General features: G+C 65.9%; 19 protein-coding genes. 6 read left to right on the top strand and 13 right to left on the bottom strand.

All coding sequences use genetic code 11. The features are described 5' to 3' along the window. Positions 1 to 12 precede the first annotated feature (12 nt). The 8 genes from AC3WOH_RS11025 to AC3WOH_RS10990 form a co-directional block, all read right to left on the bottom strand. A complete protein-coding gene (locus AC3WOH_RS11025; RefSeq protein ID WP_492229385.1) occupies positions 13 to 264 on the bottom strand; it encodes a MoaD/ThiS family protein in 252 nt (83 codons plus the stop codon). Continuing rightward, a complete protein-coding gene (locus AC3WOH_RS11020; protein WP_492229384.1) occupies positions 261 to 1496 on the bottom strand; it encodes a molybdopterin molybdotransferase MoeA in 1236 nt (411 codons plus the stop codon). Before AC3WOH_RS11020 ends, AC3WOH_RS11025 begins: the two co-directional genes overlap by 4 nt. After that, positions 1493 to 2038, bottom strand: a complete 546-nt coding sequence (gene mobB, locus AC3WOH_RS11015; RefSeq protein ID WP_492229383.1) for a molybdopterin-guanine dinucleotide biosynthesis protein B — start codon at positions 2036 to 2038, stop codon at positions 1493 to 1495. The genes AC3WOH_RS11020 and mobB overlap by 4 nt, the downstream gene beginning before the upstream one ends. Before the next feature lie 121 nt (positions 2039 to 2159). Beyond that, positions 2160 to 3590, bottom strand: a complete 1431-nt coding sequence (gene thrC, locus AC3WOH_RS11010; RefSeq protein WP_492229382.1) for a threonine synthase — start codon at positions 3588 to 3590, stop codon at positions 2160 to 2162. A gap of 17 nt (positions 3591 to 3607) precedes the next feature. After that, the gene (locus tag AC3WOH_RS11005; protein ID WP_492229381.1) at positions 3608 to 3922 is read right to left on the bottom strand and encodes a response regulator; all 315 of its coding nucleotides are present in this window, start codon (positions 3920 to 3922) and stop codon (positions 3608 to 3610) included. A gap of 35 nt (positions 3923 to 3957) precedes the next feature. Further along, positions 3958 to 5292 carry a homoserine dehydrogenase gene (locus AC3WOH_RS11000; protein WP_492229380.1) on the bottom strand — a complete coding sequence of 445 codons (1335 nt, stop codon included), beginning with the start codon at positions 5290 to 5292 and terminating at the stop codon, positions 3958 to 3960. A gap of 11 nt (positions 5293 to 5303) precedes the next feature. After that, on the bottom strand, positions 5304 to 6344 hold the full coding sequence (locus AC3WOH_RS10995; RefSeq protein ID WP_492229379.1) for a DUF1176 domain-containing protein: 1041 nt from the start codon (positions 6342 to 6344) through the stop codon (positions 5304 to 5306). Between the two features lie 44 nt (positions 6345 to 6388). Further along, the gene (locus AC3WOH_RS10990; protein ID WP_184858232.1) at positions 6389 to 7624 is read right to left on the bottom strand and encodes a pyridoxal phosphate-dependent aminotransferase; all 1236 of its coding nucleotides are present in this window, start codon (positions 7622 to 7624) and stop codon (positions 6389 to 6391) included. Between the two features lie 143 nt (positions 7625 to 7767). Between AC3WOH_RS10990 and AC3WOH_RS10985 the strand changes: the two genes are divergently transcribed. From AC3WOH_RS10985 to AC3WOH_RS10975, 3 genes are all read left to right on the top strand, one after another. Continuing rightward, positions 7768 to 8145 carry an Mth938-like domain-containing protein gene (locus AC3WOH_RS10985; RefSeq protein WP_492229378.1) on the top strand — a complete coding sequence of 126 codons (378 nt, stop codon included), beginning with the start codon at positions 7768 to 7770 and terminating at the stop codon, positions 8143 to 8145. A gap of 186 nt (positions 8146 to 8331) precedes the next feature. Further along, entirely contained in the window at positions 8332 to 8817 is a 486-nt protein-coding gene (locus AC3WOH_RS10980; protein ID WP_184858228.1) for a peroxiredoxin, read from the top strand. Positions 8818 to 8998: 181 nt separating this feature from the next. Continuing rightward, a complete protein-coding gene (locus AC3WOH_RS10975) occupies positions 8999 to 10753 on the top strand; it encodes a PhoH family protein (protein ID WP_492229377.1) in 1755 nt (584 codons plus the stop codon). Positions 10754 to 10919: 166 nt separating this feature from the next. Here the strand turns inward: AC3WOH_RS10975 and dnaB are convergent, their stop codons facing one another. The 5 genes from dnaB to rpsF form a co-directional block, all read right to left on the bottom strand. Next, positions 10920 to 12341: a replicative DNA helicase gene (gene dnaB / locus AC3WOH_RS10970; RefSeq protein ID WP_492229376.1), complete on the bottom strand. Its 1422-nt coding sequence runs from the start codon at positions 12339 to 12341 to the stop codon at positions 10920 to 10922. 147 nt (positions 12342 to 12488) lie between these two features. Further along, a complete protein-coding gene (gene rplI, locus AC3WOH_RS10965) occupies positions 12489 to 12941 on the bottom strand; it encodes a 50S ribosomal protein L9 (protein WP_492229375.1) in 453 nt (150 codons plus the stop codon). A gap of 12 nt (positions 12942 to 12953) precedes the next feature. Then, entirely contained in the window at positions 12954 to 13235 is a 282-nt protein-coding gene (rpsR, locus tag AC3WOH_RS10960; protein ID WP_005795932.1) for a 30S ribosomal protein S18, read from the bottom strand. 17 nt (positions 13236 to 13252) lie between these two features. Next, positions 13253 to 13543, bottom strand: a complete 291-nt coding sequence (gene priB, locus AC3WOH_RS10955; protein ID WP_184858220.1) for a primosomal replication protein N — start codon at positions 13541 to 13543, stop codon at positions 13253 to 13255. 21 nt (positions 13544 to 13564) lie between these two features. Then, positions 13565 to 13942 (bottom strand): 30S ribosomal protein S6, encoded by a 378-nt coding sequence (gene rpsF / locus AC3WOH_RS10950; RefSeq protein WP_015013245.1) that lies wholly within the window; start codon positions 13940 to 13942, stop codon positions 13565 to 13567. Between the two features lie 240 nt (positions 13943 to 14182). Between rpsF and grpE the strand changes: the two genes are divergently transcribed. From grpE to dnaJ, 3 genes are all read left to right on the top strand, one after another. Next, positions 14183 to 14731, top strand: a complete 549-nt coding sequence (gene grpE / locus AC3WOH_RS10945; protein WP_184858219.1) for a nucleotide exchange factor GrpE — start codon at positions 14183 to 14185, stop codon at positions 14729 to 14731. 88 nt (positions 14732 to 14819) lie between these two features. Further along, a complete protein-coding gene (gene dnaK, locus AC3WOH_RS10940; protein WP_492229374.1) occupies positions 14820 to 16772 on the top strand; it encodes a molecular chaperone DnaK in 1953 nt (650 codons plus the stop codon). Positions 16773 to 16861: 89 nt separating this feature from the next. After that, a complete protein-coding gene (gene dnaJ, locus AC3WOH_RS10935) occupies positions 16862 to 18007 on the top strand; it encodes a molecular chaperone DnaJ (RefSeq protein ID WP_184858208.1) in 1146 nt (381 codons plus the stop codon). Positions 18008 to 18193: the final 186 nt, after the last annotated feature.

The following is an 18193-nucleotide window of genomic DNA, read 5'->3' as shown; positions in this document are numbered from 1 at the left end:
CCGGCGACAGGCTCAACCGCCCGTGACGGGCGGGAAGAACGCCACCTCGGCGCCCTCGTGCAAGGCGGCGTCTTCGGTGCTCATCACCTGGGCCAACGCCATGCGCACGGCCCGGCCCCGGGCCAGGCTGGCCGCATGGGTGCCGCCGCGCGCGATCAGCTCGTCGCGCAGCCCGCCCAGGGTCGCGGCAGCGGTCTCCACCGCTTCGCTGCCCTGGCCGATGGCCTCGCGGATGGAGGCGAAGTAGCGCACGGTGACTTTCATCCCAGCAGCTCCGCAAACGCAATGAACTGCACCGTATCACCCGGTGCGATGGTCTGCCCGGCGGGGTTGTCGACCACGCCATCGCCCCAGGCGGCGGAGGTGAGCACGCCCGAGCTCTGGTTGGAGAACAGGTCCAGCCCGCCCGCTGCGTTGTGGCGCACGCGCAGGAACTCGCGGCGCTTGTCGGCCCGGGCCCAGGTGAAATGGGCCGTGGCAGGCAGTGCGCGCGGGGCCACGGCCTGCACGCCCTGCAGGCGCAGCAGGAAGGGACGCACCAGCAGCGCAAAGGTCAGAAAGCTCGACACCGGGTTGCCCGGCAGACCCATGAAATGGGCATTGCCGACCCGCCCATAGGCAAAGGGCTTGCCCGGCTTCATGGCGATCTGCCAGAGGTCCAGCGTTCCCATCGATTCCACGGCAGGCTTGATGTGGTCCTCTTCGCCGACGGACACGCCGCCGCTGGTCAGGATCAGGTCGTGGGCTTCGCTGGCACGCTGCAGCGCCTCGATGGTCGCATCGCGCCGGTCGGGGACGATGCCCAGGTCGGTCACCTCGCAGCCCAGGCGCAGCAGCATGGCCCGCAGGAAGAAGCGGTTGCTGTTGTAGATGGCACCCGGGCGCATCTGTTCGGGCGGCACGTCTCCGGGCATGACCAGTTCATCGCCGGTGGAAAACAGCGCCACGCGCGGGCGGCGCGCCACCTGCAGCTGGTGCAGGCCGATGCTCGCGGCCAGGCCCAGTTCCGCAGGCGCCAGGCGGGTGCCGGCGGACAGCACCACGGCGCCCCGGGTGATGTCCTCGCCGGCCCGGCGTATCCACTGGCCGGCATTGGGCACCAGGTTGATGCGCACGCGGCCGTCGTCCAGGGCTTCGCAGTCTTCCTGCATCAGCACCGCATCGGCGCCCTCGGGAATCGGCGCCCCCGTGAAGATGCGCGCGGCCGTGCCCGGTTGCAGGGGCGTGCCCGCGCTGCCGGCGGCAATGCGCTGCGACACGGGCAGCACCACGCCCGCCGCCGCCACGTCGGCCCTGCGCACGGCATAGCCATCCATGGAGCTGTTGTCGTTGGGGGGCACCTGCAGGGACGAGACGGCATCCCGGGCCAGCACCCGGCCGTCGGCCTCGAAGGTGGTGACGGTGTCGGTGCCGGCCAGCGGGGTCGCGCGGTCGAGCAGTTCGCCCAAGGCCTCGGCCAGGGCTTTGAGGGGCTTGAAGGCGGCTTGGGGCTTCATTGGTGCAGATCCCAGTCGTATTCGAAACGCTCGGCGTAGTGCAACAACCAGTCCACGACCTGGGCCGGGTTGTTCAGGTCGAGCAGGGGCAGGCCCGTGGGCACGGGCAGCTGCTCCGGCGCATCGGTGGCGACGGCCGCCACGAAATCGTCCTCGGCGTAGCGCACCGGCCGTGGGGCCTGGCCGACTTCGGGGGCACGCCAGACCTCGACCTTGAGCAGGTCGCTGTCCTTGAAGCCCTCCACCAGCACCCAGTCGACGCCCTGGTACAGCTCGGCCAGCAGGTGGTGCACGGTGAGCTCGGCCGGCCGCTCGAACTCGCGCACCAGCGCCAGGCGCCGGTCGGAAGCCGCCACGACCTCGAAGGCACCGGCCTCGCGGTGGCGCCAGGTGTCCTTGCCCACATGGTCGATGTCAAAGCTGTGGTGCGCGTGCTTGACCACCGAGACCCGCAGTCCGCGCAGCCGCATCTCGGGGATGAGCTGCTCGACCAGCGTGGTCTTGCCGCTGCCGGAGAACCCTGCAAAACCTACCACCTTCATCCCATGCTCCTGCACAAGGCCATGCCACCCATGGTCCACCAAGCTCCGTCACGGAGCGACAGGGACGCCCAGGGCGCCCCGATACAAGCGGCGCGGACTGCCCTGGCGGGCAGGCGGCGCCTCACTGGCAGTGGCGCTCGATATAGGCCTGCACCTGGCGCACATCGGCAGGCATCACCTGCACGCGCTTGGGCAGGTCTTCGATGCCGGCAAACTTCGCCGGGCGCTCGGGCGGCTGCCCCAGGGCTTCGACGATGGTCTCGGCGAACTTGATGGGCAGGGCCGTCTCCAGCACGATCATGGGCACGGCGGGGTCGCTGTGGTGCTCCAGGGCCACCTTCACGCCGTCGGCGGTGTGGGTGTCGATGGTCACGCCGTGGCGCTGGAAGTTGTCCTTGATGGTGGCCAGGCGGTCGGCATGGGTGCTCTTGCCGCTCTCGAAGCCATAGCGCGCAGCGGCCTCGGCAAACTTCGGATCGCGGCTCAGGTCGAACCGTCCCTCCTTGGCCAGCGCGTCGCCGAACAAGGCCTTGGTGCGCGCACCGTCGCGGCCCAGCAGGTCGAACACGAAGCGCTCGAAGTTGCTGGCCTTGCTGATGTCCATCGAGGGGCTCGACGTCTCGTGCGTATCGGCACTGCCGCGCACGCGGTACACGCCGGTGCGGAAGAACTCGTCGAGCACGTCGTTCTCGTTGGTGGCCACCACCAGCTTGGCGATGGGCAGGCCCATCATGCGCGCCACATGGCCCGCGCAGACGTTGCCGAAGTTGCCGCTGGGCACGGTGAAGCTGACCTTCTGGTCGTTGCGCTCGGTGGCCTGAACATAGCCGGCGAAGTAGTAGACCACCTGCGCCAGCAGGCGCGCCCAGTTGATGGAGTTGACGGTGCCGATCTTGTACTTGCGCTTGAACGCGAGGTCGTTGCTCACGGCCTTGACGATGTCCTGGCAGTCGTCGAACACGCCTTCGATGGCGAGGTTGTGGATGTTCTCGTCCTGCAGGCTGAACATCTGCGCCTGCTGGAAGGCGCTCATGCGGCCGTGCGGGCTGGTCATGAAGACGCGCACGCCCTTCTTGCCGCGCATGGCGTACTCGGCCGCGCTGCCGGTGTCGCCGCTGGTGGCGCCCAGGATGTTGAGCTCTTCGCCGCGGCGGCCCAGTTCATACTCGAACAGGTTGCCCAGCAGTTGCATGGCCATGTCCTTGAAGGCCAGCGTGGGGCCGTTGGACAGGGCTTCGAGCCAGAGGCTGTTTTCCAGATGGCGCAGGGGCACGATCTCACCGGTGCCGAAGACCTCGGCGGTGTACGTCTTCTCGCACAGGGCCTTCAAGTCAGCGGCCGGAATGTCGTCGATGTACAGCGACAGGATCTGGAAGGCCAGCTCGGCGTAGCCCTGCTCATGGTAGGCCTTGCGCAGGCGCGTGAGCATGGCATCGTCGACCTGTGGGTAGTGCTCGGGCAGGTACAGGCCGCCATCGGGGGCCAGGCCTTCGAGCAGGATGTCGCAGAACTGCTTGCGGTCTGCATGGCCGCGGGTGCTGAGGTATTTCATGGGGTTCCCGTCAGGGTTCAAATGCTGATGCCGTAGACACGGATGTCAAGGCAGAGGCGCGAGGCGATGAGGAGCGCATAGCCAGCGATCAGGATGAGCCAGTGCAGCCCCCGGTCGGCCCGGTTGTCGGTGCGTTCGAGCAGCACGAAGTACAGCCAGGACGCGGCAAAGCTGCCCAGCCCGTTGAGGAGCACGTCCATGAACGGCAGGGACGGCCTGAGCGCCAGCCCTACGAGCAGGGCGAACCAGAACGCCAGGTGCCAGCGCGGCATCTCCACCAGCGACAGCCGCAGCAGTGCCGCGAGCGTGAGCGCAGCGACGACGGAGGGCATGGCGGTGGCGGGGCTGCATCATGGGTGCGCCGGGGTCAGTTGAGCTCTTCCTTGCGGATGCGCGTGATCGGGGCCAGCACGGTGGGCAGGGCCTGCATCTGGGCGATCACGGCGTCCATGGTGCCTTCGCGCGTGTCGTGCGTGAGGATGATGAGGTCGGTCTGGGTGGAGCCTTCGCCGCCCACTTCATCGGCTTCACGCTGGAGCACTGCATCGATGCTGACGCCGGCCTCGGCCAGCAGGCCGGTGACCTTGGCCAGCACGCCGGCCTGGTCGGCCACGCGCAGGCGCAGGTAGTAGCTGGTGACCACTTCGCTCATGGGCAGCAGCGGCAGCGTGCCCATGGCGTCGGCCAGCGTGTTCGCCTGGAAGGCCAGGTGCGGCACGCGGTGCTCGGGGTCGGCCGTGTGCAGGCGGGCGATGTCCACCAGGTCGGCGATCACGGCGCTGGCCGTGGGTTCGCTGCCCGCGCCCTTGCCATAGTAGAGCGTGGAGCCCACGGCATCGCCCTGCACCACCACGGCGTTCATGGCGCCTTCGACGTTGGCGATGAGGCGCTTGGCGGGCACCAGGCTCGGGTGCACGCGCAGCTCCACACCCTTGTCCGCGCGCTTGGTGATGCCCAAGAGCTTGATGCGGTAGCCCAGTTGCTCGGCGTACTTGATGTCGGCCGCGCCCAGCTTGGTGATGCCCTCGACGTAGGCCTTGTCGAACTGCACCGGGATGCCGAAGGCGATGGCGCTCATCAGCGTAACCTTGTGGGCAGCGTCCACGCCTTCGATGTCGAAGGTGGGGTCGGCCTCGGCGTAGCCCAGGCGCTGGGCCTCCTTGAGCACCACGTCGAAATCGAGGCCCTTGTCGCGCATCTCGGACAGGATGAAGTTGGTGGTGCCGTTGATGATGCCGGCAATCCACTGGATGCGGTTGGCCGTGAGGCCTTCGCGCAGCGCCTTGATGATGGGGATGCCCCCGGCCACGGCGGCCTCGAAGGCCACCATCACGCCCTTGGCCGATGCGGCCGCGAAGATCTCGGTGCCATGCACGGCCAGCAGCGCCTTGTTGGCGGTGACCACGTGCTTGCCGGCCGCAATCGCTTCGAGCACCAGGGCACGCGCGATGCCGTAGCCGCCGATGAGCTCGATGACGATGTCGATGTCGGGGTTGGCGATGATGGCGCGGGCGTCGTTGACGACCTGGACGCCCTCACCCACGACCGCGCGGGCGCGTGCCACATCGAGGTCGGCCACCATGGTGATCTCGATGCCGCGGCCCGCGCGGCGGCGGATTTCTTCCTGGTTGCGCTGCAGCACGTTGAACACGCCGCTGCCGACGGTGCCGATGCCCAGCAGGCCTACTTGGATGGGTTTCATGGTCATAAAAATCAGGGTTTCTTGGAAGCGGGGTTGGTGGGCAGGACCACCTTGGCGGTATAGGAGGGCAGTTGCCAGGCGCCGCCGGCAAAGCCGCGGCACATGCTGTCGCCGGATTCGCCGGTCAGCACGAAGCCTTTGCCGTCGAAGTGCCATTCCTGCATGGACCAGCAGTCACCGATGCCGCGTCCCTTCATGGAGGAGCGGATCGAACCATCGGCCGCATCGAATTCGCCTTCGGCGTCGAGTGGCTGCGGCTGGTAGGGCGGGCGGTCGTTGGCCAGCCAGTTGAGTCCACCGAAATTGTAGGCGCCCATGGCACACGGGATGGACAGCAGCACCTTGCGCTCAGTGAGGCGATGGACCTGCACGTCGGCCGGCTTGGGCGGATCGCCATTGCAGCGCTCATCCACCTCCTTGAGGTTGATGGCCGCCAGCAGCGGCTTGGCGAGGGCGGCGTCGCCCTTGCGCTCGGGCAGGGGCAGCACGGCGTTGACCACCGGCGCCGGCACGGCGGCCGGCACCGAGGACTCGGGCTTGCTGCCCCGCCGCACCAGGGCTCCGGGCGTGCCGATGCGGCCCTGCGCCTCGTCCATCTTGAGCAGCACGGCGCTGGCGCCCGCCAGCGACAGCACCCACTGCTCCTTGCCCGCCGTGACGGTGGCCTCGTCGTTCTTCTGCAGCTCCTGCAGCAGCGCAGCCACCTGGCCGGCGGGTACACGGGGTATCTCGCCCTTGAGGCCGGTCAGGGCCAGCTTGCCCACCTTGAGGTTGAGCGCCGCCGGGGTGGCGTTGTCGCTGGACACCTGCAGGTCCACCAGCACTGGCGTGCCCGGCCCGGCCTCGCGCGCCAGGCGGATGGAGACGGGGCCGGAGTCGCCGGCCTCCGCCTGGTAGCCCACGGCCCGGCAGGCCCGGGTGTTGTCGCACTGCAGGCCCCAGTCCTTGTGCCGAAAGCCCACGGGGTCCTTGTCAGCGGCCTGCGCCGGCAGCGCCAGCGCAGCCAAGCAGACGGGCAGTGCCAGGGATCGGGCGGCATGGCGGTGGCGCATGGGCAGGTCTCCTGTCTGTCTGTCGGTCAGCGGGCCCGGCCGCCTCAGGCAACGGCGGTCTGCTGGCGCTTGCGGTACTGCTCGAGGAAGCGCGCCACGCGGCCGATGGCGTCGCGCAGGTCGTCCTCATGGGGCAGGAACACGATGCGGAAATGGTCGGGTGCGGCCCAGTTGAAGCCCGTGCCCTGCACCAGCATGACTTTGGTCTCCTGCAGCAGCTCCAGGAAGAACTGCTGGTCGTCCTGGATGGGGTAGATGGCCGGGTCCAGGCGCGGGAACATGTACAGCGCGGCGCGCGGCTTCACGCAGGTGACGCCCGGGATGGCGGTGATCAGCTCATAGGCCAGGTCGCGCTGCTTGCGCAGGCGGCCGCCCTCGCACACCAGTTCGTTGATGCTCTGGTAGCCGCCCAGCGCCGTCTGCACGGCCCACTGGCCGGGCACGTTGGCGCACAGGCGCATGTTGGAGAGCATGTTCAGGCCCTCGATGTAGTCCTTCGCGGGCTTCTTGTCGCCCGAGACCACCAGCCAGCCCGCACGGTAACCGCAGGAGCGGTAGCTCTTGGACAGGGAGTTGAAGGTGAGGGTGAGCACGTCCTCGCTGAGCGAGCCGATGGCGGTGTGCGTGGCACCGTCGTACAGCACCTTGTCGTAGACCTCGTCGGCAAAAATCACGAGGCCATGCTCGCGCGCGATGGCGACGATGCCCTTGAGCAGTTCGTCCGAGTACAGCGCCCCGGTGGGGTTGTTGGGGTTGATGACCACGATGCCCTTGGTGCGCGGCGTGATCTTGGCGCGGATGTCGGCCAGGTCGGGCATCCAGCCATTGGCCTCTTCGCACAGGTAGTGCACGGGCGTGCCGCCCGAGAGGCTGGCCGCAGCCGTCCACAGCGGGTAGTCGGGCGAGGGCAGCAGCAGCTCGTCGCCATCGTCCAGCAGGGCGTTGGTGGCCATCACGATGAGTTCGCTGGCGCCGTTGCCCAGGTAGATGTCATCGAGGGCCACGCCCTTGATGCCCTGCTTCTGGGTCTCGTGCATCACGGCCTTGCGGGCCGCGAAGATGCCCTTGCTGTCCGAGTAGCCGGCCGAGTTGGGCAGGTTGCGGATCATGTCCTGCTGGATCTCTTCGGGCGCATCGAAACCGAACACCGCGAGGTTGCCGATGTTGAGCTTGATGATCTTGTGGCCATCCTCTTCCATCTTCTTGGCCGCGTCCATGATCGGGCCCCGGATGTCGTAGCAGACGTTGGCAAGCTTGGCGGATTTCTGGACGGTTTTCATGCGCTGGAAGATGCGGTGGACAAAAAGTGCGGCTCGCACCAGGGTCAGCCAACGGGGCCGGCCAATGGGCGAAACCTATAATTTGACCACAGATCACCAGCGAGGCGGGCCCCCGGGCCCGCGCCGCGCACCCGACGCACACCATGAAATTCCAGCCGGACAAAGCCAACGTACAAACCGTCACGGGCTATGGCCCGGGCTGGATCGGGGTGGATGGCGAGAAGATCACGCACAGCGTGATCGTGGGCTCGGACGGGTTGCGCCAGGCCTGGCCCTGCGCGCGCTACGAGGACCTCACGGCCGAGCACTTTGCCGAACTGGCACAGCTCGAGACCGAGCTGGTCATCTTCGGCAGCGGCCAGCGCAACCGTTTTCCGCCCCCGGCCTGGCTGCAGCCGCTGATGGCGCGCCGCCTGGGCCTGGAAACCATGGACACGGCGGCCGCCTGCCGCACCTACAACATCCTGGCCGGCGAGGGGCGCAATGTGGTCGCGGCACTGCTGCTGGAGGCAGCGCCCTGACCCTCGCCCCAGGGCGACGGAGGTACCGAACAGGTTCCGGCCTGTGTACTTTGGTTACAGAATGCGATTCGCGAAAGAGTCCGTTTCAGGGTAAAATCTCCGGTTGCGGTCAGGGGCCCTCCAAAAGCAAAAACACCCCCACTCCCCTGGCTTATCAACGACTACATCCTGAGAGATTGAAGTGATATGGCGATCGTTGTCAACAAACCCCTCCCTGAATTTGAAGCCAACGCAACCGGTGGAATCAAGGTCTCCAACACCTCCCACCTCGGCCAGATTCTGGTGCTGTACTTCTATCCCAAGGACAACACCCCGGGCTGCACGACGGAGGCCATGCAGTTCCGCGACAAGTACAAGGACTTCGTGAAGGCCGGCGCTGCCGTGTTCGGCGTGTCGCGCGACAACATGAAGTCGCACGACGACTTCAAGGAAAAGCTGGAACTGCCGTTCGAGCTGATCGCCGACACCGAAGAGAAGATGTGCCACATGTTCGGCGTGGTCAAGAACAAGATCATGTACGGCAAGAAGGTCAAGGGCATCGAGCGCAGCACCTTCCTGATCGGTCCCGACGGCCTGCTGGTGCAGGAATGGCGTGGCCTGAAGGTCCCCGGCCACGTGGACGAAGTGCTCAAGGCCGTCAAAAGCATCAAGGCCCTGAAGAAAGCCGCCTGAAGCCACCCGGCGGGCATCCACGCAACAGGCGCATCCACCCACTTCGGAAGCGCCACCGGGAATGGGCATAATGGGGTCGATGCTTCCGGATTTTGCAACGCCAGCCTTCCCCGACAAAGCCGCCTTGGCCTCCAGGCGGCTTTTTGCTTTCTGATCCCTACCAGACCGAGGCCCGTACACCATGCCCCTTCCTCCCGCCCCCAGCCGCCGCGCCGCCCTGCTCTCCCCCGATGCCTATGACGTGGTGGCCAAACCCGGCCGCGCCACAGCGCAGCCTGCGGCCACAGAGGCCCCGGAACTCCCCGCCCCCCGCACACCCGCCCGCAAGACGACCACCGGCCGCGCCACCCTGCAGGCCGTGCCCGCCCCCGCAGCGACCGTGACCGCCACCCCGGTAGCGGTGCCCGCAGCCGCAAGCAGCCGCGCCAAGGCGCCGGCCACGCCCGCGACCGCGACCCCGCGCAGCACTACCAAGAAGACCTCCGGCAGTGCTTCCGCGCCGACAGCGGCCACACGCACCACCACCAAGCGCGCGCGCCCCAGCGGCCCGACCAAGCTGTTCGTGCTGGACACCAATGTGCTGCTGCACGACCCGACCAGCCTGTTCCGCTTCGAAGAGCACGACATCTTCCTGCCGATGATCGTGCTGGAGGAGCTCGACGGCCACAAGAAGGGCATGACCGAAGTGGCCCGCAACGGCCGCCAGACCAGCCGCACGCTCGACGCCCTGGCCGGGGTGCAGGGTGCCGACATCGCCCACGGCCTCAAGCTCGACTCCACCGGCCAGCGCGCGGCCGGCGGCCACCTGTTCTTCCAGACCGCACCGCTGGACTACAGCCTGCCCACCAGCCTGCCGCAGGGCAAGGCGGACAACCAGATCCTGGGCGTGGTGGAAGCGCTGCGCAAGCTGCATGCGCCGCGCGAGGTGGTGCTGGTGTCCAAGGACATCAACATGCGCGTCAAGGCACGCGCGCTGGGCCTGGCCGCCGAGGACTACCAGAACGACAAGACCCTGGAAGACGGCGACCTGCTGTACTCGGGCGTGCTCGCCCTGCCGCCCGACTTCTGGGTCAAGAGTGGCAAGAACGTGGAGAGCTGGCAAAGCGGAGTGCACACTTACTACCGCATCGGCGGCCCCATCGTGCCGCAGCTGATGATCAACCAGTTCGTGTACTTCGAGGCGCCCGGCGAACCCAGCTTGTTCGCACGCGTGAGCGAGATCCGCGAGAAGACGGCGGTGCTGCAGACCCTCAAGGACTACGGCTCGGCCAAGCATGCGGTCTGGGGCGTGACCACGCGCAACCGCGAGCAGAACTACGCCATGAACCTGCTCATGGACCCCGAGATCGACTTCGTGACCCTGACCGGCACCGCCGGCACCGGCAAGACCCTGCTGGCCCTGGCCGCGGGCCTGACCCAGGTGCTCGATGACCGCCGCTACACCGAGATCATCATGACCCGCGCCACGGTGAGCGTGGGCGAGGACATCGGCTTTCTGCCCGGCACGGAAGAAGAGAAGATGGGCCCCTGGATGGGCGCCCTCGACGACAACCTCGAATTCCTGGCCAAGGGCGACGGCGGCAATGCCGGCGAGTGGGGACGCGCCGCCACCAACGAGCTGATCAGGAGCCGCATCAAGATCAAGAGCATGAACTTCATGCGCGGGCGCACCTTCCTGAACAAGTACGTGATCATCGACGAGGCGCAGAACCTGACGCCCAAGCAGATGAAGACACTGATCACGCGCGCAGGCCCGGGCACCAAGATCATCTGCATGGGCAACCTGGCGCAGATCGACACCCCCTACCTGACCGAAGGCTCCTCGGGCCTGACCTATGCGGTGGACCGCTTCAAGGGCTGGCCCCACAGCGGCCACATCACGCTGGCGCGGGGTGAGCGCTCACGTCTGGCCGATTTCGCCAGCGAAGTACTCTAAAGAACCGCGCTGCCCAACGATGAAAAGGCCCCTGCCAACGGCAGGGGCCTTTTCATTTCCAGCCTTTGAAGTTGGGCGCGGCCCTGCCAGCGCTCCCGTGCAAGGGCCGCCCCGCCGCACCGGGAGCGTCCCCCTGGGGGGATGGCGCAAAGCGCCTCAGGGGGGATCAATAGTCATCACCACCGCCCATGGCCAGGTTTTCGAAGCGCGTCTGGTTCTTCTGGAAGAACAGCTTCACGGTACCCGTGGGGCCGTTACGCTGCTTGCCGATGATGACCTCGGCCACGTTGGGCTCCTTGCTGTCCTTGTTGTAGTAGTCGTCGCGGTAGATGAACATGATGATGTCAGCGTCCTGCTCGATGGCGCCCGATTCGCGCAGGTCGGACATCATGGGACGCTTGTCGGTGCGCTGCTCCACCGAGCGGTTGAGCTGCGACAGCGCGATCACCGGGCACTGCAGCTCCTTGGCCAGCATCTTCAGGCCCCGGGAGATCTCGCCCAGCTCGGTGGCGCGGTTGTCGGCGCTGCCGGCGCCCGAGCCGCTCATGAGCTGCAGGTAGTCGACCACGATCAGGCCGAGCTTGCCGCACTGGCGCGCCAGCCGGCGCGCGTTGGCACGCAACTCGCCCGGGGTCAGACCCGGGGTTTCATCGATGTGCAGCGAGACGGTGCGCAGCCGCTCGATGGCCTCGGTCAGGCGCGGCCATTCGTCGTCGGTGAGCTTGCCGGTGCGCAGGTTGCCCTGGTTCACGCGGCCAATGGAGCCCACGATACGCACCGCCAGCTGGGCGGCACCCATTTCCATGGAGAAGATGGCGACCGGCAGGCCCTCGTTGAGCGCCACATGCTCGGCGATGTTCACCGCAAACGAGGTCTTGCCCATGGACGGGCGTGCCGCCAGCACGATCATGTCGCCCGCCTGCAGCCCCGAAGTCATGCGGTCCAGGTCGGCGAAGCCCGTGGGCACGCCGGTCACCTCCGCCGGGTTGTCGGCCATCTCCTGGACCTTGTCCAGGAGATCGATCACCAGGTTGTCGAGCGATTGAAAACCCTGCTTGTTGCGCGAGCCCTCTTCGCCGATGGCGAAGATCTTGGCCTCGGCCTCGTCCAGGATGCGCTCCACCGTCTTGCCCTGCGGGTTGAAGGCATTGGTGGAGATCTCGTCGCTGGCCGTGACCAGCTTGCGCAAGATGGCCCGCTCGCGCACGATCTCGGCGTAGCGGCGGATGTTGGTGGCGCTCGGAACGTACTGCGCCAGGTTGTTCAGGTAGGTCAGCCCGCCGATTTCCTGGGCCTTGCCCTGGTTCGTCAGTTGCTCGAACACGGTGATCACATCGGCCGGCTTGCTGGCGTTGATCAGGGCGCCGATGGCCGCAAAGATCGCCTGGTGCTCGTAGCGGTAGAAATCACCATCCTTGAGCAGGTCGCCCACGCGGTCCCAGGCGTTGTTGTCCAGCAGCAGGCCGCCGAGCACGCTGGACTCGGCCTCGATGGAGTGCGGCGGCGTGCGCAGCTTGGCGATCTCCTGGTCGTCACTGGAGGATGGCAGCGCTCCCTGGTCTTCGAGCGGGGGAAAGACAGCGGACATGGATTTCTCCGGGCGGCCGGGACAAGCCTTTGGGCAACCTGTGGATTACCGGTGGGCAACCCTGTACAGAGGGCCGGATCGAAAAGACGAAAGCCGCCCGAGGGCGGCTTCCAGCGAATCGCGCAGAGGGAGGCTACGCGACGGCGATCAGGCGGTTTCGCCGTAGACCGAGACGTTGATTTCCACAACCACGTCGGTGTGCAGGGCCACGCTCACAGCGCTGTCGCTCACGACCTTGATCGGGCCGTTGGGCAGGCGCACTTGCGACTTGGCGACCTTGTAGCCTTGCTTGTTCAGCTCTTCGGCGATGTCGTGGTTGGTCACGGAGCCGAACAGGCGGCCGTCCACGCCAGCCTTTTGCGTCAGCTTGACCGTGGTGCCGGCCAGCTTTTCGCCTTCAGCCTGGGCTTGTGCCAGCTTGGCGGCAGCAGCCTTTTCCAGTTCGGCGCGCTTGGCTTCGAACTCGGCCTTGGCGGCTTCGGTGGCGCGGCGGGCGCGGCCCGAAGGGATCAGGAAGTTGCGAGCGTAACCGTCCTTGACCTTGACGATTTCACCCAGGTTGCCGAGGTTCACAACCTTGTCGAGCAGAATGATTTGCATGGGTTGTGCTCCTTAGATCTTGTGCTGGTCGCTGTAAGGCACCAGGGCCAGGAAGCGGGCGCGCTTGATGGCGGTGTTCAGCTGGCGCTGGAAGATGGCGCGCGTGCCGGTCAGGCGCGCGGGGATGATCTTGCCGTTTTCGGCGATGAAATCGCGCAGCGTGTCGACATCCTTGTAGTCGATTTCTTCAACACCGGTCACCGTGAAGCGGCAGAAGCGCTTGCGCTTGAACAGCAGGGACTGGGTGTTGCGCTTTGGGCGCTTGTCTTTGTTGAACTTCTTGAACGTGGCCATTGCGGACCTCTTGAAAATTAATTTTGTTGAATATCCTGGATGTGGAGCACGGCGTTGCGGCCATTGCGCGGCGTGGCGAGAAAGCCGTTGAAAGTCCATCGACTCCCAATCTGCTGCCTTGCCAACCGCTCGGCCATCGCACCGAATGCAACGGCCTTCATGGCTGCCTTGACGTCCCGGGGTTCGCCTGCCTCGTTTTGCCTGGACTCGTGTTCGAGCCGCAGGGTGATGGCAGGCAGACCGGCGGGGGTGTAGCGCAGGGCCTCAGCCTCGGCGATACAGGCCGTCAAGACGACGCGGTTCTCCACTCCCGAAAGGGCGGTGGGCGATCAGCGCTCGCCGGCAGCGGCGTATTCCGCCTGGCTGGCCTTGCGGGCTTCTTCGCGCTCGACGGTCTTCATCATCGAGGAAGGACCGGTCTCGGCCTTCTTCTTCTGAACCGTCAGGTGGCGCAGCACGGCGTCGTTGAACTTGAAGGCGTGCTCCAGTTCAGCCATCACAGCCTGGTCGGCTTCGATGTTCACGCACAGGTAGTGGGCCTTGGCCAGCTTGTTGATCAGGTACGCCAGTTGACGGCGGCCCCAGTCTTCCACGCGGTGCACCTTGCCACCGCCAGCGGTGATCATGCCCTTGTAGCGCTCCAGCATGGCTGGAACTTGTTCGCTTTGATCCGGGTGGATCAACAAAATGATTTCGTAATGACGCATGCAGACTCCTTTTGGATGAGACCACCCGCTGCGTCCAGAAGCGGTGTGGCAAGGGCAAAGCCGTAGATTATAGCCCGCATCTTTGACCTTGTACACTCTCCCCCTGCCAGAAACGGGCTGCTGCCCTGCCCATTCCCCTCGCTTCGCTGCCGCCGATGCCCCTGCATGGCGCACGAACTTGAAATACCACACACACGCCCAACCTTGTGCGCGTACTGTTTTATTTACGAAGACCCCGACATGTCCGATAACAGCCAGCCCACCACCTCCCAAGACGCCTCCCCCGAAGAAATTGAAGCCGCCATGGCCGCCAATGCCTCTGACGAGCTGTCGCGCCTGCAAGGCGAGCTGGCCGAGCTCAAGGCCAAGAGCGCCGACCTGGCCGACCAGTTCCTGCGCGCCAAGGCCGAGGCCGAGAACGCCCGCCGCCGTGCCGAGGACGAAGTGGCCAAGGCCCGCAAGTTCGGCATCGAGAGCTTTGCCGAGAGCCTGTTGCCCGTGGCCGACAGCCTGGATGCGGCCCTGGCCATCAAGGAGGCCACGCCCCAGCAGCTGCGCGAGGGCGCCGACGCCACCCTGCGCCAGCTGACCTCGGCACTGGAACGCAACAAGGTGCTGGCCATCAACCCGCCTGCGGGCGAGAAGTTCGACCCCCACCAGCACCAGGCCATCAGCGTGGCGCCCGCCGACCAGGAACCCAACACCGTGGTGGCCGTGCTGCAAAAGGGCTACAAGATCGCCGACCGCGTGCTGCGCCCGGCGCTCGTGACCGTCACGGCCCCGAAATAAATAAATTTGGTGGACAACGGCTTGAAGCCAGCCAAGTTATCCACAAGTTACCAATCATCCAAATCACTCAAACATCGCGGAGAAGAAAATGGGAAAAATCATCGGTATTGACCTGGGCACCACGAACAGCTGCGTCTCCATCATGGAGGGCAACACGACCCGCGTGATCGAGAACAGCGAAGGCGCCCGCACCACGCCCTCCATCGTGGCCTACCAGGAAGACGGCGAGATCCTCGTCGGCGCCTCGGCCAAGCGCCAGGCCGTGACCAACCCCAAGAACACGCTGTACGCCGTGAAGCGCCTGATCGGCCGCAAGTTCACGGAAAAGGAAGTGCAAAAGGACATCGACCTGATGCCCTACAAGATCGTGGCCGCCGACAACGGCGACGCCTGGATCGAAGTGCGCGGCAACAAGCTGTCGGCCCAGCAGGTGTCGGCCGACATCCTGCGCAAGATGAAGAAGACGGCCGAGGACTACCTGGGCGAGCCGGTCACGGAAGCCGTGATCACGGTGCCCGCGTACTTCAACGACGCCCAGCGCCAGGCCACCAAGGACGCCGGCCGCATCGCGGGCCTGGACGTCAAGCGCATCATCAACGAACCCACCGCTGCGGCCCTGGCCTTCGGCCTGGACAAGCAGGAAAAGGGCGACCGCAAGATCGCCGTGTATGACCTGGGCGGCGGCACGTTCGACGTGTCCATCATCGAGATCGCCGACGTGGACGGCGAAAAGCAGTTCGAAGTGCTGTCGACCAACGGCGACACCTTCCTGGGCGGCGAAGACTTCGACCAGCGCATCATCGACTACATCATCACCGAGTTCAAGAAAGAACAAGGTGTGGACCTGTCCAAGGACGTGCTGGCCCTGCAGCGCCTGAAGGAAGCGGCCGAGAAGTCCAAGATCGAGCTGTCCAACTCGGCTGCGACCGACATCAACCTGCCCTACATCACGGCCGACGCTTCGGGCCCCAAGCACCTGAACATCAAGCTGACCCGCGCCAAGCTGGAAGCCCTGGTGGAAGAGCTGATCGAGCGCACCATCGCGCCCTGCCGCACGGCCATCAAGGACGCCGGCGTGTCGGTGTCCGACATCCATGACGTGATCCTGGTCGGCGGGATGACCCGCATGCCCAAGGTGCAGGAGAAGGTCAAGGAATTCTTCGGCAAGGAACCCCGCAAGGACGTGAACCCTGACGAAGCCGTGGCCGTGGGCGCCGCCATCCAGGGCCAGGTGCTGTCGGGCGACCGCAAGGACGTGCTGCTGCTGGACGTGACCCCCCTGTCCCTGGGCATCGAGACCCTGGGCGGCGTCATGACCAAGATGATCACCAAGAACACCACGATCCCGACGAAGTTCGCACAGACCTTCTCGACCGCCGACGACAACCAGCCGGCCGTGACGATCAAGGTGTTCCAGGGCGAGCGCGAAATGGCTTCGGGCAACAAGCTGCTGGGCGAGTTCAACCTGGAAGGCATCCCTCCCGCATCGCGCGGCGTGCCGCAGATCGAGGTGTCGTTCGACATCGACGCCAACGGCATCCTGCACGTGGGCGCCAAGGACAAGGGCACGGGCAAGGAAAACAAGATCACCATCAAGGCCAGCTCGGGCCTGTCGGAAGAAGAAATCCAGAAGATGGTGAAGGATGCCGAACTGAACGCGGCCGACGACAAGAAGAAGCTGGAGCTGATCCAGGCGCGCAACCAGGGCGAAGCCGCCGTGCACAGCGTGAACAAGAGCCTGGCCGAGCACGGCGACAAGCTCGATGCGGGCGAGAAGGACGCGATCACCTCGGCCGTGAAGGCCCTGGAAGACGTGCTCAAGGGTGACGACAAGGCCGCCATCGAGGAAAAGACGACGGCCCTGATGGCCGCCAGCCAGAAGCTGGGCGAGAAGATGTATGCCGACGCGCAAGCCGCCCAGGCCGCCGCTGGCGCCGGCGCAGCCGATGCATCGGCCCAGCAGGCTGCTGCCGGCGGTGCCAACAAGCCCGACGACGACAATGTGGTCGATGCCGAGGTGAAGGAAGTCAAGAAGGGCTGAGCACGCCCCGTTTGATCCGAGCCGCCGCGCGAGTTTCCTGACAAGGGGGCTTGCGCGGCGTTCCTGTTCCAACCGGGCCCAGAAAGACCATGTCCAAACGCGATTTTTACGAAGTCCTGGGCGTTCCCAAGAACGCCTCGGACGAAGAGATCAAGAAGGCTTATCGCAAGCTGGCGATGAAGCACCACCCTGACCGCAACCAGGGGGATGCCGCCAAGCCCGCCGAAGAGAAGTTCAAGGAGGCCAAGGAGGCCTACGAAATGCTCTCGGACCCGCAAAAGCGGGCCGCCTACGACCAGTACGGCCACGCCGGGGTGGACCCCAACATGCGTGGCCCGGGTGGCGCAGGCGCCGAGGGCTTCGGCGGCTTTGCCGAGGCGTTCGGCGACATCTTCGGCGACATGTTCGGCCAGCAGGGCGGACGGGGCCGCGGCGCCGGTGGCCGCCAGGTCTACCGCGGCAGCGACCTGAGCTACGCCATGGAGATCACCCTGGAGGAAGCCGCACGCGGCAAGGATGCGCAGATCCGCATCCCCTCGTGGGAGAGCTGCGACACCTGCCACGGCAGCGGCGCCAAGCCCGGCACCAGCGCCAAGACCTGCTCGACCTGCTCGGGCAGCGGCACGGTGCAGATGCGCCAGGGCTTCTTCAGCGTGCAGCAGACCTGCCCGCACTGCCGCGGCACGGGCAAGATCATCCCCGAGCCCTGCACCACCTGCCATGGCCAGGGCAAGCTCAAGAAGCAAAAGACGCTGGAAGTGAAGATTCCTTCGGGCATCGACGACGGCATGCGCATCCGCAGCACGGGCAATGGCGAGCCAGGCACCAACGGCGGCCCGCCAGGCGACCTGTACATCGAGATCCGCCTGAAGAAGCACGACATCTTCGAGCGCGATGGCGACGACCTGCACTGCCAGGTGCCCGTGAGCTTCATCACGGCCGCACTGGGTGGCGAGATCGAGGTGCCCACCCTGGCCGGCAAGGCAGCCATCGACATCCCCGAAGGCACCCAGGCGGGCAAGCAGTTCCGCCTGCGCGGCAAGGGCATCAAGGGCGTGCGCGCCAGCTACCCGGGCGACCTGTACTGCCACATCGCGGTCGAGACGCCCGTCAAACTGACCGAGCACCAGCGCAAGCTGCTGCGCGAACTGGAGGAATCGCTCAAGAAGGGCGGCTCGCGCCATTCGCCCAGTGGCGAGAGCTGGACGGACCGGCTGAAGAATTTCTTCAGCTGATCGCCCCCCCAGAAAACCGCACGGCGCCACCAGGCCCGTGCGGTTTTTTCATGGGCCTGCGCATGCCAAGAAGACCGCAGACGCGATGGACGACATCGCCGTTCGCGATGACAGCAGGCATTCTTTTAGAGGAAAATAGCAGTTCGCCTTCTCCAAACGAGAAGCACAAAGCATTCAAGAGACCCG

The organism is Acidovorax sp. FW305-C-20-28 (assembly GCF_058783375.1).
This window is presented reverse-complemented; position numbering and strand designations above follow the sequence as displayed.